Source organism: Methanobacterium bryantii (genome assembly GCF_002287175.1).
Taxonomy (GTDB): Archaea; Methanobacteriota; Methanobacteria; order Methanobacteriales; family Methanobacteriaceae; genus Methanobacterium_D; species Methanobacterium_D bryantii.
Window position 1 is genome coordinate 130706 of the sequence record NZ_LMVM01000001.1, and the last position, 16039, is coordinate 146744.

Annotated in this window: 17 protein-coding genes; 4 read left to right on the top strand and 13 right to left on the bottom strand. The window is 32.9% G+C overall.

Annotation, left to right across the window (positions count from 1 at the left end; genetic code table 11):
• Positions 1-97 precede the first annotated feature (97 nt).
• The 3 genes from ASJ80_RS00615 (at position 98) to ASJ80_RS00625 (ending at position 3673) form a co-directional block, all read left to right on the top strand.
• Positions 98-865, top strand: coding sequence for a hypothetical protein (locus ASJ80_RS00615; protein WP_069583375.1), 768 nt, complete (start codon positions 98-100; stop codon positions 863-865).
• A gap of 316 nt (positions 866-1181) precedes the next feature.
• A complete protein-coding gene (locus ASJ80_RS00620) occupies positions 1182-3287 on the top strand; it encodes a sensor histidine kinase (RefSeq protein WP_069583376.1) in 2106 nt (701 codons plus the stop codon).
• A gap of 125 nt (positions 3288-3412) precedes the next feature.
• The gene (locus ASJ80_RS00625; protein ID WP_069583377.1) at positions 3413-3673 is read left to right on the top strand and encodes a hypothetical protein; all 261 of its coding nucleotides are present in this window, start codon (positions 3413-3415) and stop codon (positions 3671-3673) included.
• A 2-nt stretch (positions 3674-3675) separates the two neighbouring features.
• Here the strand turns inward: ASJ80_RS00625 and ASJ80_RS00630 are convergent, their stop codons facing one another.
• Together ASJ80_RS00630 and ASJ80_RS00635 are read right to left on the bottom strand one after the other, a co-directional pair.
• A complete protein-coding gene (locus ASJ80_RS00630; protein WP_069583378.1) occupies positions 3676-4146 on the bottom strand; it encodes a DUF1284 domain-containing protein in 471 nt (156 codons plus the stop codon).
• Positions 4147-4486: 340 nt separating this feature from the next.
• Positions 4487-5149, bottom strand: a complete 663-nt coding sequence (locus ASJ80_RS00635; RefSeq protein ID WP_083240920.1) for a biotin transporter BioY — start codon at positions 5147-5149, stop codon at positions 4487-4489.
• Positions 5150-5844: 695 nt separating this feature from the next.
• Between ASJ80_RS00635 and ASJ80_RS17395 the strand changes: the two genes are divergently transcribed.
• Positions 5845-7926, top strand: coding sequence for a histidine kinase dimerization/phosphoacceptor domain -containing protein (locus ASJ80_RS17395; protein WP_245837416.1), 2082 nt, complete (start codon positions 5845-5847; stop codon positions 7924-7926).
• A gap of 170 nt (positions 7927-8096) precedes the next feature.
• Here ASJ80_RS17395 and ASJ80_RS00645 read toward each other — a convergent pair whose 3' ends face one another.
• The 11 genes from ASJ80_RS00645 to ASJ80_RS00680 all read right to left on the bottom strand — a co-directional run bounded on the left by ASJ80_RS00645 (position 8097) and on the right by ASJ80_RS00680 (position 15922).
• Entirely contained in the window at positions 8097-9044 is a 948-nt protein-coding gene (locus tag ASJ80_RS00645; RefSeq protein ID WP_069583380.1) for a YbgA family protein, read from the bottom strand.
• 42 nt (positions 9045-9086) lie between these two features.
• A complete protein-coding gene (locus ASJ80_RS00650; protein WP_069583381.1) occupies positions 9087-9575 on the bottom strand; it encodes a TspO/MBR family protein in 489 nt (162 codons plus the stop codon).
• 122 nt (positions 9576-9697) lie between these two features.
• Entirely contained in the window at positions 9698-9907 is a 210-nt protein-coding gene (locus ASJ80_RS17260; protein ID WP_218105046.1) for a hypothetical protein, read from the bottom strand.
• Positions 9908-9937: 30 nt separating this feature from the next.
• Positions 9938-10375: an MFS transporter gene (locus ASJ80_RS17265; protein WP_218105047.1), complete on the bottom strand. Its 438-nt coding sequence runs from the start codon at positions 10373-10375 to the stop codon at positions 9938-9940.
• Between the two features lie 38 nt (positions 10376-10413).
• Positions 10414-10593 carry a hypothetical protein gene (locus ASJ80_RS17400; protein WP_245837417.1) on the bottom strand — a complete coding sequence of 60 codons (180 nt, stop codon included), beginning with the start codon at positions 10591-10593 and terminating at the stop codon, positions 10414-10416.
• Between the two features lie 131 nt (positions 10594-10724).
• The gene (locus ASJ80_RS17405; RefSeq protein WP_245837418.1) at positions 10725-10988 is read right to left on the bottom strand and encodes a hypothetical protein; all 264 of its coding nucleotides are present in this window, start codon (positions 10986-10988) and stop codon (positions 10725-10727) included.
• 129 nt (positions 10989-11117) lie between these two features.
• On the bottom strand, positions 11118-11423 hold the full coding sequence (locus ASJ80_RS00660) for a WYL domain-containing protein (protein WP_083240922.1): 306 nt from the start codon (positions 11421-11423) through the stop codon (positions 11118-11120).
• 143 nt (positions 11424-11566) lie between these two features.
• Complete coding sequence (xerA, locus tag ASJ80_RS00665; protein WP_245837419.1) at positions 11567-12523, bottom strand: site-specific tyrosine recombinase/integron integrase; 957 nt, start codon at positions 12521-12523, stop codon at positions 11567-11569.
• A 102-nt stretch (positions 12524-12625) separates the two neighbouring features.
• A complete protein-coding gene (locus ASJ80_RS00670; protein ID WP_069583383.1) occupies positions 12626-14137 on the bottom strand; it encodes an ATP-binding protein in 1512 nt (503 codons plus the stop codon).
• A gap of 118 nt (positions 14138-14255) precedes the next feature.
• Positions 14256-15416, bottom strand: a complete 1161-nt coding sequence (gene dnaG, locus ASJ80_RS00675; protein ID WP_069583384.1) for a DNA primase DnaG — start codon at positions 15414-15416, stop codon at positions 14256-14258.
• Positions 15417-15514: 98 nt separating this feature from the next.
• Positions 15515-15922, bottom strand: coding sequence for a toprim domain-containing protein (locus ASJ80_RS00680; RefSeq protein ID WP_069583385.1), 408 nt, complete (start codon positions 15920-15922; stop codon positions 15515-15517).
• Between the last annotated feature and the right edge of the window lie 117 nt (positions 15923-16039).

The following is a 16039-nucleotide window of genomic DNA, read 5'->3' on the forward strand; positions in this document are numbered from 1 at the left end:
TCATTAACAAGTTTACATAATTTAAATAGTGATATTTTGCATATACACTTAAACATGGAGTGTAGATTACTTATAATTAGTTAATGGGGGAGATTTATTGAAACAATTTTTAATTACACCTGCAGCTGGTAAAAGGTTAATAGCAAAGGCTCTGGCAAAGCATTCTGTTATAACTGAAGCTGTTAAATCTGGAACCGTGGTAATCATTGCAGGTACTACAAATGGATACGCGGCTGAAGAGATTTTATCCAGTATAGATCAACTGGAAGGATTTTCAAGAAAAAGATTTTTCAGAGGTATTGTACTCCCTCCAGGAGGGCCTGTAACTAGTGCTGGACGTGTTAAGGATGAAAGTGGATTTCATGGTGATGTGATAATTAAAGACGGCATCTGGCAGAAGGGACTTACTATTTTCGACGTTGTAGATGACCTTAAAAAGGGTGATGTTATACTCAAGGGTGCAAATGCCCTTAATTTGCCCCTTAGACAGGCTGGTATTTATATTGGCGATCCTTTTGGGGGTACTATAGGGGCAGCACTACCGGCTGTAGTTGGACGTCGTGTTAGGTTGATTTTGCCTGCTGGAATAGAAAAACGTGTTTACAGTGATTTGAATGATTTAGCATCGCGTTTAAATGTCCCAGGAGCACATGGTCCCCGTTTGCTTCCTGTAACTGGGGAAATATTCACTGAAATTGATGCCATATCTTTACTAACTGGAGCAAAGGCAGAGCTAGTTGCAGGCGGGGGAGTAAGCGGCGCTGAAGGATCGATCTGGCTTGCAGTTAGTGGAAAAGAGGAACAAATAAAATCAGCTGAAGATTTACTAAATTCTGTTGCCTGTGAACCCTTTTTTGAATTTTGATATGTAGTAATATGAATTTAAAAACTATTTAGATTAATTTACAACCATTTTTGGTTCTATTCTTTTATTTTAGGTTATTTAAATAAAGTATAATTGAGTGTTGAACGCTGTAATAAATTAAAAAAAGAGCTAAAAAATATATAAATTAATTTTAGTGCTTACATTTAAATATATATTAATTATAAGTTAATATTTCATTTATTATTCCACTATTATCAATATTTTTTTATAAATATCTATTAATTAAACTGTAATAATGATATAATTCACAAATATCTTTTTTTAATATTTAAGCATGTGAAAACTAAGCACAGATATGCCAAATAAAAGTGATCCGTTTGAATCATTTGTTAATAAATTAAAGGAAGCAGGTTCATATAGTAATATCCTTAAAATGCGCTTTATTTCATTTCGTAACTCTGTTATAATATCTTTAATAGTTTTAATTGGTTATTTATTTATTGTATTATTATCTAGGGATAAAAATTCAATGGCATGTTTCAGGGATATGGCTGGCCCTATGATTGAGCTATTAGTAGGTTTCTGTTTATTTTATGCAGCAAAACTTTCAGGTGTCCATGGGAGAAGAGTACAAAATTTTTGGTTAATTATAGGTATTGCTTTGCTGTGTTATGGTATAGGGGATGTAATATGGGCTATAATGGAATTAGTTCTTCATCAACAACTCTTTCCTTCATTTGCGTCTATTTTTTACTTTTTATTTTACTTTTTATTTGTTTTAGGTATACTTTATCTTCCAGGAGAATCCCTTTCCAAAAATAAAAAGATCAAAATGATACTAGATACATCTGTAATATTTATAACTGCGGGCATTATTTTTGGAATCTTTTTTTTACCTTACATTAATTCAATTTATGGTTTGAACAAGGTGAGTATGGCTTATGCTGTAGTAGATCTTGTCCTTTTCCTGGCATTACTGCGAATATTATTCAATAATTTTAAAGGTTTTTATAGAACTCCTCTGCTACTTTTGGGTATGGGTATTTTTTCTCAAATTGTAACTGATAATATTTACAGTTTTCAAGTTATACAGGGGATAGCTGTTTCAGGAGGTTTTTTAAATGCAGGGTGGTTGTTAGCAATATTATTTATATATTTAGCTGCCGCTTTTGAAATAGATCTTTTAAGGGGCAATAAAAAATGCATGGAATTTGAATTAGGGATACATAGGTTTAATTTTTCGCCTTATTTGCCTTTATTAACTGTGTTAATTACATATGTCCTGGTCATACTGGTGAACAATAATAAAATTTCTATAAGTGGGCTGTATATTGAAGCTGCTGTTGGAATTATCATACTTTTGGCAGTCTTCAGACAGGGTATTATACTGAATGAAAATGAAAATCTTTATGTGGCGGCAAAAAAAGAGATTGAAAGCCGTAAAAAATCTGAAGAAGCGTTAAAATTAGTCAATATTTATAACCGTAGTCTAATTGAAGTGAATTTAGATCCTCTTGTTACAATTGGGCTTGATGGGAAAATTACTGATGTCAATAGTTCTACAGAAGCAGTTACAGGTTATTCTCGCCATGAACTTATAGGCACTGATTTTTCAAGTTACTTTACTGAGCCTGATAAGGCTCAAGAAGGATATAAAAAAGCTTTTCAGAATGGATCCGTGAGAAATTATCCCCTTGAGATACAGAATAAGAATGGAAAATCTATACCTGTTTTGTATAATGCAACAACCTACAAAGATGAATCTGGAAGGGTTATCGGTGTTTTTGCGGCTGCACGTGATATTAATGAACTTAAAAAAGCTGAAGATAAACTTAAATCATCTTTAAATGAAAAAGAATTACTACTTAAGGAAGTTCACCACAGAGTCAAAAATAACATGCAAATTATAAGCTCTTTATTAAGTCTCCAATCTAAATATATCAACGATGATTTGACCATACAGGTTCTTAAAGAAAGTGAAGTGCGCATAAAAGCAATGGCTTTGGTGCATGAATCAATTTATCTTTCTGATAATTTATCAAGTATCCCTTTTCAAAGTTATGTCCAGAGACTTGTAATGGATATTATAATTCATTACAGTGCCCAGTGGATAACTCCCAAATTCAATATTGAAGATATAATTTTTAATATTGAAACAGCTATCCCCTGTGGTTTGATAGTAACTGAACTGGTTACCAATTCCATTAAATATGCATTTTTAGAGGATGAAGGAGTAATTAGCGTAGAATTTACTCGAGAAATGGATAAATTAAAATTAACCGTAAGTGATAATGGAAGAGGGTTACCTGAACATTTATTACATGAAAAATCTGACTCTTTAGGTCTTTTACTTGTTGAAATGCTTGTAAATCAGCTTGAAGGTGAATTAAAAATAGATAATAGGAATGGAACAACTTTTACCGTCATTTTTAAAGAATTAGAATATACAGAAAGGGTTTAAAGGGTATTTTATATAAATTTACTTTAAAATAATTAATGGATGTTTTAAATATAGTAACATTAGGTTTAAATAGTTTTATTACGCTATAAATAAAATATATAACAAATACTACTTAACGGGATTATATGACGGAATTACCCTACAGATTTACAATTGGTCAAATTAAAGAGGGCTATATTGAGCTTCATCCTGATTTTAGAGATGAATTAGATTCAGAAGAATATGCAGTAGTAATTCCACTTGAAGATTTCAGTACCTATCGAAATGAAAACAAAGTAAATACTGAAATGATATGTGAATTTTTAGAAATGGTCAAAGAAAAGAGTTTATATGATATAATGGTTATTATGAAGCAGTTAAAAGAAGAATTAGGTGAATCAAAATAGAATTATTTGCTGATTAACTTTGTACTAACTTCACATTTCTTTAGATACCAGAGACATTTTTCACTCCATCTGCAGTCTCCACATATATCTTTCACGTCAAAATATGTTTTTAGTTTTTTATTTGTAATTTTAAATATTTTTCCTGCTTCAAAAATAGATCCTGGGGATATATCTAGTTTTTTAAGTACATTAAGGTCCATTGATATTATTTTATCGTTGGCCGTCAAAATCTTTGATTTTGGACCCCCGAACACTTTGTGTTGGAGGGATACTTGATTTTCTTGACATTTCCCATTTATATTGTATGGACAGCAGGTACAGATTGCATCAGTCTCTGCAACTATCTCTATTTTGTATTTGGGAAAATTATATAGGATTTCAATTACTTCAGCCATATTTTTGCTGAAATCTTCGCTGTATCCGTATCCCTGGAATCCCTGCATGCATAAAAGGTGGTGTGCTCGAATTTTCATTGTTTGTAAAACTCTCCAAAGGATTTGGAGCACTCAAACACTTTGTGTTTGGTGCATGCAAAGATTTTCAGTCTTTGCGGTCCGAAAAAAATCATAGATTTTTTCAGACGACCACGAAATCAGAGATTTCGATGGCACAAAAATGGAAGATTTTTTAAGATTTGCAAGCTTCGTTCTGCGGCTGCAAAAAACTTTGTTTTTGTGGTTACGAAACGCAGCTAACAAAAATCTTCGATTTTTTAAGATTTGCAAGCTCCGTTTTTAAACCGTAAATAATTCATAGAATTTTCACGTCTATCAAATGGTTTAAAAATAAAAAATTAGAAGATCCTGATGGTTATCAGAATACTTTCCAGTTTGCTGCCTCTTTAACGTCTACTTCTTCACCAAATGCTTCTTTAGGTGTTATTGCTTTAGTTAATGCTGCTGCCCCTCCAATCTTCATCATGTCGCCAATAACGAATGGAAGAACTCCCATTGCAAGTAAACTCCATAAAGTTGGTTGTGCACCGTTTGCAGTCATCCATAGGCTTAAACCTATTACTCCGGGAACATATAACATGATGAAGTTTGCAATAAACATCAATCCAAGCATAGATGTAAAGCTTCTTGCTCTAATGTATTTATCAGTAAAATGGCCGAGGAATAATGACATGATAATAAATCCAATGAGATATCCGCCACTTGCACATAAAATTGCATCAAAGCCTCCTGACATTCCAGCAAACCATGGGACTCCAATTAAGCCTATTACAACATATAGGGCTTGGCTAATTCCTCCCCAGTATCTGCCAAGGATAATTCCGGCCATTAACACTGCAAAGGTCTGCCCTGTTACAGGTACGGGGGTCCATGGGAGAGGTATTATTATTTGCGCTGAGATCCCTGTAATACATGCCATTATCAAAGCTAAGACTGTTTTATTTACAAATGAGGAGTCATGGCGCCATTTAAAGAAGTTGTACCTCTTTTCGAAATAACTATTAACCATAGGTGTTTGCATTATTTTGCCTCCTAATCAATATCATTTTAAAAAAATATCATAATTGATATTTAAGTATATTTTACACATAATTCAAAGAATTTTGTGAGCGTCAAAAAATACTGATTAAAAAATCGTGTATATTGTATATCAAAGTGAATAATACTCTATAAATGAGTATTTTATCCTATTATTGATTAGATTTAAATATTATAAATACTTTGTTTTCATATTTTAGGTATGGTATAGTAATGTAATTGAATTAAATTAGAAAAATATACATTCAATGCTATAAAATAATCTTTGAAATAGTTTTGTTGGTTTTATAATCATTTACAACACCTTATTATAAAAATAGGAGGTATAATATGGTTAATTATAGATGTATATATGATTCTTTTTTTTAATGTAATATAAAGACTGATTAAATTGGTGTCATGTTTTTTATTATTCATAATAACTCGAATTAAAGGGAAATATATTGATATGGTGCTATACAAATTAAAGAAAAGTTATATAAATTAATATTACAAAAACAAGTTTATATGACTAATATTCACTTTTGTTGTAAATTAGTACAATTTAAATTTTGGGGCGTCTGAGAAATGAATATATATGCGTTAGTATCACTTTTATCATCTATTTTATGTATTTTTCTTGCTAATTTTATTTATTATAAGAATACCAAGAGTAAGTTAAATCAACTAACTGCATTAATGTGTTTTATGCTTGCATATCTATTGTTCCTTGAATTTGGATACAGGCAGGCAGAAACGTATTATATGGCTAATTTATGGTATATTGGTAGTTTTATATGGATTATATCTGCATCACTTATTTTACATGTAGTTTTAGTTATCACTGACAGGTTAAACTCTGAAAACAAAGTGAAAATTCTTTCTTTGGTATATGTTCCATCAATAATTGTTTCAATTTATTTTGTTATATCTAACTTAACATCTGTGAATATGGTAAGAGAATACTGGGGCTGGACATATTCTGTACAGCTTAACCCTTTACTTTTTGGTTTAAGTGATCTGTGGTTAACAATCCTTATAGCCACATCATTAGTTTTAGCTTATTTACACTATAGAAAATCCGATAATGAAGAAAGAAAGCTTGCCAAATATATTATTTTGGGATTATCCTTTACTATGGCGATAGGTATCGTTACTGATGTCCTGTCGTCATTCTCTATTAAAATTCCTGAAACATTTTATACGGCAGCTGTTTTAGGTATAACATTACTATGTTATGGAATTGAGAGGTATAGAATCCCTCAATTAACTCCTGCTATGGCTGCTGATGAAATAGTTTCTGCAATGTCTAATTTTTCAGTGTTAATAGACAATAAAAATAGAATTAAAAATGTTAACAGCATAGGATTAAAATTATTAGGCTATGGGAAATCAGAAATTTATGGAAAAGATATGAAAATGATATTTTCTGAAGATTTAAGCGCTTTTAAAGTTTATAAAGCCACAGAGAGTTGTATTTCTAATTTTGAAACAATTATGAGGGCTAAAGATGGAAAAGCTATACCTGTTCTTATGTCCATAGCTCCCATTAGTTACAGTTCTCATAAATTAGGCATATTATGTGTTGGCAGTGATATAACTAAGATTCGGCAGAAAGAATTACATAAAAACCTGTTAACTCAACAAATAATTGAAAGACAGGAAACTTTGCTGGATTTATCCCAAAAAGATTTGTCTAAAATGCCTGAAGGCCTACAAAAAATTACTGAAGCATCTTTTAAAACACTTAATGTTGATCAGGTGAGTATATGGTTATTTGATTTTGATAAAACAAAAATCATTTGTCAGGATTGTTATAATGGTAAAAGCCATGAAAAAGGCTTAATTTTGGAATCGGCAAAATTTCCTCGCTATTTTGAAGCTATAAAAAAATTTCATAATATAACTGCTGCCAATGCTCAAGGTTATTATTATACTTCTGAATTAAATGAATCTTACTTTAAACCTAACGGCATCTGTTCATTGATGGATGTTCCTATATGGCTAGAAGGAGAATTATTGGGAGTACTTTGCCATGAAACCTTCAAAACTAGACACTGGAAATTTGAAGAGCAGGATTTTGTATCTTCACTTGCAAATTTAATATCTTTAGGACTGGAAGCTTCTAGACGTAAAAAAGCAGAGGAGGATCTCAAAGCTTCCCTTAAAGAAAAAGAAATTCTCATGAAGGAAATCCATCACCGGGCAAAAAACAATTTAACAATTATATCAAGCCTGTTAAATCTGCAGTCCCGCCATATCAACGATAAAGAAGCATTAGGTGTTTTTAGAGAAAGCCAGAATAGAGCTAGATCTATGGCATTAATCCATGAGAAACTTTACAGGTCAGATAATTTAAGGAAAATCGATTTTGGTGAATATATTAGGAGCTTAACTATAGAAATCTTCAATTCTTATAGAGCATCCCAAGGAATCGAATTAAATATGGATATATCTAATATAGATTTAGATATTAACACGGCAGTTCCTTTAGCTTTAATTGTAAATGAAATTGTGACTAACAGCCTGAAATACGCGTTTCCTGATAAAAAAACAGGTAATGTATCAGTACACTTTGCTAAAAATGCCGATGAGATGCAGTTAATTGTAGAAGATAATGGTATAGGGTTCCCAGGTGACTTGGATTTTAGAAATACAAATTCATTAGGTATGCAGCTTGTAACCAGTTTAACTGATCAAATAAAAGGTAATATTAAGCTGGAAAGGAATGAAGGTACCAAGTTTATCATTGATTTTAAAGAAAAGCTTTATCATAATTGAAATTTCATTTTAAATATTTTTAAATTGAATTTTAATTGGAGAAATTTCATTTTAAACGATGTAAAATTCTTAACATACAATTTAGACAGTGATTAATACTGCCAAAAAAGGAATTTAAACGAAATATGCTGGAAAAAGAAATTAATATTATATTGTGGCATACTGATGAGTTATACTACTGTAATGGGAATTAATTCTTCGGGATAGGGCTCAAAGAAGGTTTGATCCGTTAAATATTCATTATTAAAGCGGATTATCCATGATTTTAAAATATTTAAACACACAAATAGTGGAAAAATACCATTTCTGTATTTTTCTACAGAATCTAAAAAGAAAGCTTTCTCATCATGTGTTAGTTCTTTACTAAAGTAACCCACAGCATGCATTAGGACATTAATATTGGCTTTATTTTGTGGAGGATCTAAAATACTGTCGTAGAAAATTTTTTGATATTTTGAAATTAACTCATCAAATGTCTTTTTATCAGCATTTCCAATTATTCTTCCTAATTTTCTCGTATTTTCTTGATTATGTGCCATTAAAAGCATTTTATTATGCGAATGGAATTTAATAAGCTCATTAAGGCTTCTGGATTTTTTTACTTTTCGAAAATCAGCTAATATGTATAATTTGGTTAAGAAGTTTTCTCTTATTTTAAGATTTCTAAGGCGGCCTTCATCTTCAACTGCAAGATATGGAAACATTTCTAAAACTGCGTTACCAAAAAATCCGGCTCTACTTTTTGTTCTTGAATTTCCAAAACCCTGATAAACTTTAACTGCTTTAATACCGCATGAAGGTGATCTATTCTTTAAAATAAAACCATCAATATCATCTATTTTGCCCAGGAAATTCTGGGTGAATTTTTTCATTTCCTCTGTTATATCAAGTCCAGCTGCCGGCTGATAAAGTATTAATTCACCTTCAAACTCAATAATTCTTATGGGATCTCTTGGGATTCCCAGACCTATTTCAACTTCGGGACATACAGGGTAAAAATCAGCATGGTCTTTAAGTTTTTCAACAAATTCGCTTTTAATTATAAGTCCATTATATCTGCAGGCTTCAAAACCTATGCATTTACTTACAATTAATCTGGGTTTTACAAATTTTCTCAAAATATGACCTTTTATATACAAAATAAAAAAATTAAGGTATTTCTAAATATTTAAAATGTACACTGTGTAAGTTAAGTAAGAGGCAATAGTTACCCATATTATATATGGTAAGAGGAGTATTCCTGCGGGTTTAGATATCCTGTAAAATGTGATGATTGTTGCGAGTATGGCTATCCATAAAAACACTATTTCAATTAATCCACCAAGTAAAGACTGCAGTCCAAAGAATATGATTGACCACAGCACGTTTAAAACAAGCTGTACTGCGAAAATAGAGACCGCTATTTTAACATCTTTTCTCCAGAGACCTTGACGCCACACAAGGAAAAGTGCAATACCCATTAGTATAAAAAGAGTTGTCCATACTGGTGCAAATACCCAATTAGGAGGCGCCCATGCTGGTTTCACCAGTGAGGCATACCATGTAGGTATGGAAGAAAATGTGGCAATAGAACCTATAAAACCTGCAATTAAAGGAATTAGTATTGATACTACCAGTTTTAAAATTTCTGATTTTTTAAAGCTTTCCATTAATTACACTCCATGAAATTTTAATTAAGTGTTGATAAATATATTGTTTTTAATAATACATAGTTTTTACTGTTTTATTAGTGTACATCTTTTGAATATACCTGAAAAAATGAAATTTGAATTTATTCAGATTTTTTTATTAACAGGAACAGTGGAACAGAAGCAAGTTGGGCCATCATAGAAAAGATAACAAGATACAAGAGGGAGATATTATATAAAATTCCCATAGTTAAACTGCCTATAAACCAGAACACTCCAAAGATAGTATTAAAAACTCCATAAGCAGTTCCACGCCTTTGAACCTGTGACATTCCTGCAATTGCGGCCCTCATTATAGATTCTTGCGCCCCAAGACCTATACCTCACAAAGCTATTCCTATCAGTGCTGAATAGAAACCTCCTAAAAACACAAGAGGTGCAAAGAAAGCGGAAAGAACAGCGGTAACTATCATAATGGAAAGGCCTATCTTATCAAATAAGCGGCCGAAGACAAGTGCAGCAAGGGCATCTACTCCCATGGCAATGGCATAAAATACTGGAGTTAAACTGTCAGATACAACAAGCGAATTTTTGAAATGGAATGCTATAAGTGGAAAATCAACAAAACCTAATGCAATTAAAGCTACAGCAGCCATATATATCCAGTAAACATGTTTAAATCCTTTAGTTTCAAGTTTTGGAGTTTTAATTTCCAGTTCATGGGGACTTGGATAAAGAAAACATGACACTACCAGCACACTTAAAGCTAAAACTGCAGGTATAAGAAGCTTTCGAAAATCGAAGATTTTCGATGTTTGCAAAACCTTTGGTTTTACAACCGTAAAAAATTTCCAATTTTTTACATGCCCCAAAATTCTTTGAATTTTGAGGGGATTGCAAAGCTGGTCTGGTAACTGCCGTTAAAAAATAAAACAAGCGCAACTATAAGTGGGCCTATTATGGCTCCTATCTGGTCCATTGCCTCATGTAGGCCTAATCCCCATCCCTGCCCAACTTCTGAACATGCATGTGAAAGCATTACATCACGGGCGGGAGTACGAAACGCTTTTCCTATCCTCTCTGTAATTAAAAGAACAGCAGCAATTTCCCACCTCCCTGCAAGTGCAAGGAGTGGTACAGCAAGTAAATTTATAAAATATCCTGTGATTGTTATTGCCCAGTATCTGCGGTTTTATCACTTAGATATCCAGAAACAAGACGCAGGGCGTAACCAATAAATTCTTCAAAACCTGCGACAAACCCAACTACAACTGCATTTGCCCCCAAAATTGCAAGGTATGGGCCAGTTATACTTCGAGCACCTTCATATGTCATATCTGCAAGAAGGCTTACTACACCAAGTAAAATAATGAATTTTAAAGCATGACTCCTTAAATTGTTTCTATCTTCAACTGGTACTGACCCATTATTCATCAATGTTTTATTTTGCAGTTTATTTTATAAAAATAGCATGTAAATATATCTTATAAATTAAAATGGTGGATTCTATAACATTTGAATTGATTAAATAAAATGAGAAATTTAAGTTATGTAAAATAAATTCTACAATTTAATACAGCAGTGTGAATTTTTAATAACAGGCTCTTTGCTGTAATGATGTCCAATAACAAAGTATTTGTCAGTGACTGCCACGCTTTTTATTTTAGAAGCCCTGAATAATTTCCAGCCAACGGGTTTGCCGGATTTACTTTTTCCTTTTACCTGAAAAGCTCTTAAAAATTCATTACCTGTTTTGCTTTCGCCGTAACAGTATGGTTCAGCTACACGTGCACTGTCTTCGTAGTTGAACTTGATCATCTTCTTGGACTGTATGGCAGAACAGATCACATTTTTAATATTATTTTCCATGATATTATTATGTGTTATAAAACATATTATTTTATTGGATAATTATAATTTTTAAAAAGAGTCTATTTAATTAAATAAGCTTTAATAGGATATTATATTCGGTGAAAAATAAATATAATGTCTTTTTTTAAAAAATAACAAATTTAATCCTCATGGACAGACTTAGCCTTATCGTAAGCATTTTTAAGCGTATGCATGTCAACACTGGTGTAAATCTGGGTAGTACTCAGGTTGGCGTGTCCTAAAAGCTGCTGAATCGCTCTGATATCGACACCGTTCTTTAAAAGGTGGGTTGCAAAGGAGTGCCTTAAAATGTGGGGAGTTACTTTTTTCTTAATCCCTGCAGCTTTAGCCTGGTCTTTAATCATCATCTGGATATATCTTGGAGTTAAATGATTTCCAGACCTGTTTACAAAGAGAAATGGGGTGTCATCATCTTTTTTTTCAATATATTCTTCGATTAATAATTTTGTTGTATCATCAAAAAGCACAATCCTGTCCTTTTCTCCTTTTCCACGAATTCTTATTGTCCTTTCTCTTAGATCAACATTATCAGTATGGAGATATACCAGTTCTGAAACCCTAAGACCTGATGAATAAAGTAAAGCTAAAATAACTTTATTTCTGAGATTTCTAAGTTGGGCATGTTCTGATAAGTTTTCTGCTTTATCAAAGGCGTGTATCAGGTTTTTCACTTCCTGTTCATTTAGATGTTTAGGGAGTGATTTGGTCCTTTTAGGTGTTTTAATTTCATTTAAAATGTGGATACCGCCGAATTCAAAGAACTTTTTCACCACAACTGTTACAAGGTATATGTAGTTCTGTGAAACGTTTTTGTCACGTTTTAGGTGGGTTATATACTTTTTAAATGCCCTTAAAACTCGTCTTTCATCAGTGAGGTTTTTTTCTGCAAGTAAAAAATTATAAAAATTAATAACTATTGATTTGTATGTTTTGATGGTATTTCTGGAATAGTTTCTTATCTCCATTTCAATGAGATAATCTTCTATCATTTCTGGAAAATCATAGTCTTCTAAAATAGAGTTTTTCATTTCATAGCCGTGCGCTTCAGAAACAACTTCGCCTCCGTTTCTTCTCATGTGATTAGAATATTGATTCATGGTATCAGCTATGACATGTTTATTTAATTGAAATTAGATAATAGCGTATTTTGGTTTAGGGGTTATACTACATAAGTTTTACTACATATAACTTCTGTCTACATTCTCATTTGGTCTGTATCCTTTTTCATTTCCCATGCTTTGAGAACTGGATAGATCTTTTTGAATAGCATTTTCAAAGGAATTATACCTTTTAAGAATTTGATCTTCGATTGAAATCGCGTTATTTACGGCAAAGTCCATATGTTTTTCAATTATAAGATCTGCACCTTCCATTACAGCCATATCACCTGCCATTTTAACAACACCTCCAAGATCTCTTAATCTAAGAGTTAAAGAATCTTTTTGATCATCAATAACTTTTGCCCTTTTCCTTGCTTCATCAATTAAGATGTTAACAGCTCCTTTTGATGCATGGGGTATTTTACCGTCCATTTCAATTTCCTGAGCTACAAACTGTGCAAGTTTTGCAACATTTTCTTCAGTATCAGGCATTGTTGTCTTCATGAGGATCTCATAACCTTCTCCCTGTATTCTTGAACGTAATGGTGGCAGGATGTACTGTATATCTCTGATATTACATGCTCCAACAAAAATAAAGTCGCATGGAACATTTTCAACTTTAACTGAACTTCCAGCACTTTGTGGATTTCTCCCTATAATTGGGAATACTTTGTCCTGCATAGCGCTTAATATATAACGCTGTAATCTTGCAATATGGACTATTTCATCTATAAAAAGAACGCCTTCATGGGCTTCGTGGATGGCGCCAGGTACGACTCTTTCATAGGGCTGCGTTCCTAAATCTGGATGTCCTCCATAAGGATCATGCCTGACATCACCTAAAAGTTCAGTTTCACTTGCTCCCGTTGCCTGGATAAATAATTTTCTTTTAAGTGGAACTATGACATTTTTTGGTTTTTCATCCACAAGTTCGCGCCGTTTTTCAAGAGCGTGCTGGTCAAGTATTTTAATTTGGTCCCCATCAATTCTTTCATAGATTACAACTTCTTCTTTCCCATTTTTAACTCTGGTTGTTGTTACTCTATCCTGGGGTATGCTTATGGGGCCGCTGTTCATCTCGAACATTCCTAGGAGATCACCAAGGTGTTTTCGTCTGGCATTGATATGTGAAAATTTGTCTCCCCCGCAGTCGGGGCATATGCTTTGATACGCGCTGTTGAAACTTCCGCAGTGGATGCATCTAAACCCCAGTCTTTCTGCAACTGCATCTGGGACTTCAGCAGGATCTACAATATCGCCTTCTGCTTTTTGTAGATCTATTCTTTCATTTTCCCGTTCTTTACGCGTTTTTAGTTCAACAAAAGGCCTTTCAGGTCTTTCAGGGTTGTGTACAACGGTTATTTCTTCATTAGGTTTGGTTAAATGAAAAGAAATTGCCTGGGCTATCAATGATTTTCCAATTCCGGGAGGTCCCACGAGCAGCAGGTTTCTCCTCTGCTTTGCAGCAATTTTTACAAATTTTATAATATCATCGTGCCCGATAACTCGATTTAAGGGGTCTTTTGGTATTAAAATGTCTTTTGTAGTTTCTATATCTCCTAAAAACTCTTTTTTCATGTTAACATACATAATAAATACCCCTGGAATGTGGATTTGGGGATGTTAATTAGATAACTATCCCAAGCGGCCTTAAATTTATGAATTATTAAATAAAAGGGTTTCCACCCGAAAGTGGAAATTAAAAAAATTATCTTGTTATAACTTTAATTGGACTTGGTTTTTTAACCACGTCACTCATTCTGACCGCTACAACGTGTTTAAGTCCTTTTTCCTTTGCAATGTCTATTAATCTCTGACTTATAACACCGTCAAATACTACTGCATATGTATTATTTTCGATGTTTTTAAGTTCATCATAGAGATTTTCAACTTTAACTTCCTTTAAGATGTTTAAAGCGTCATCGAAGATCTCTGCATTACCTGAACCTTCCAGGTCTTTTAATACATTTCGAAGAACAGTGATTTTATCTTCAGCTTTATCTTTTTCTTTTTCTTCTATTTTTTCAACTTTAACTCCAAGATCATGATACATCTGTTCAACAGGTACCTTGTCCCTTAAAGCTACCATTACTTCTTCTTTTTCTAGATCTTCAACTTCTTTTCCTCTTGGAGCTCTGGTGACGTAATCTACTTCACCAACCTGTAATAATTCTTTTAGTATAAGTTCTCCGCCTCTGTCTCCATCGACAAATGCAGTTACAGTTTTATTTTTAGTTAATTCTGCAACAGTTTTAGGTACACTTACGCCTTCTACTGCTATTGCATTTTTAACTCCATATTTGAGGAGGTTCAGGACATCTGCTCTTCCTTCAACTACAAGGATAGCGTCTGAAGTGGAAACATTAGGTCCTGCGGGAAGCCTTTCATCACCAAATTCAGTTATTTCATGAATTCTCATGGCTTCTTTTACTTCTTCTATCATTTTAAGGCTTTCAGGAGTCACTTCTTCCATCATGCCTTTGTACAATTCTTTTGCTCTGTCAACAACTTTCCTTCTTTTAACTGCCCTTACATCTTCAACTTTAGAAACCTGTATGTAAGCTTCGCAAGGCCCTACACGATTAATAGTTTCAAGTGATGCTGCAAGAATTGCAGTTTCAACCCTGTCGAGGCTTGAAGGGATTACAATTTCTCCTTTTGAACGTCCTCCCCTTGAATTGATGTTAACTTTAATTCGCCCTATACGTCCTGTTTTTTGTAATTCTCTTAAGTCAAGGTCATTGCTTAAAAGCCCTTCTGTCTGTCCAAAGATCGCACCGACGACGTCTGGCTTTTCTACAATTCCGTTAGCGTTAATTTGAGCGTGAATGAGGTATTTAGTTGTACTTATTTCTTCTCCTTTTCCCATAATGGGCCTCCTTTATTATTGTAATTATAGATACATTTGAATCGATTAAGATCATTAAGGCTGGGCTTTCCATTTCGGCGGAAATCCCTTGATAATAATTATAGGTAATTACCATAAGGGTTTATTTCTAATTCTAATTGTTTCATATGTTTTGGAAGACTTTCTATATCTTTAATATATCTTCGCGTGATTTTTATAATATTTTTTCTAATACTAAGATCAGGATGAGAGCCAAGGCTCTGTATATCTTCTGACAGTTTTTTTGCAAGTATATCTCCCTTTTTATCAAAATCTGTCAGTATAATGACTTTTGAAGATGTCTTGGCGGCTATTTCTGCAACTTCAAAGAGTTTAAGACCAGAACCTGAAACTTTGATGATATTACCATTAATACCTAACTCTCTTAAAGCCTCTTCGTCTTTCTTACCCTCGATAAGAATTGGCATTCCTTGTTCTACGCAGGATGATAGCTCTTCAACAATGCGAGATAATCTTCTAAAACTCATGGTAAGCCCTTTTTATGAAATGTCTAAATAGTATCTATGAGATTATATAGTCTATCTTATATAAATAATTGAACATTCAAAACAAGTATTAATTATAAATAATTAAATCATTTAATA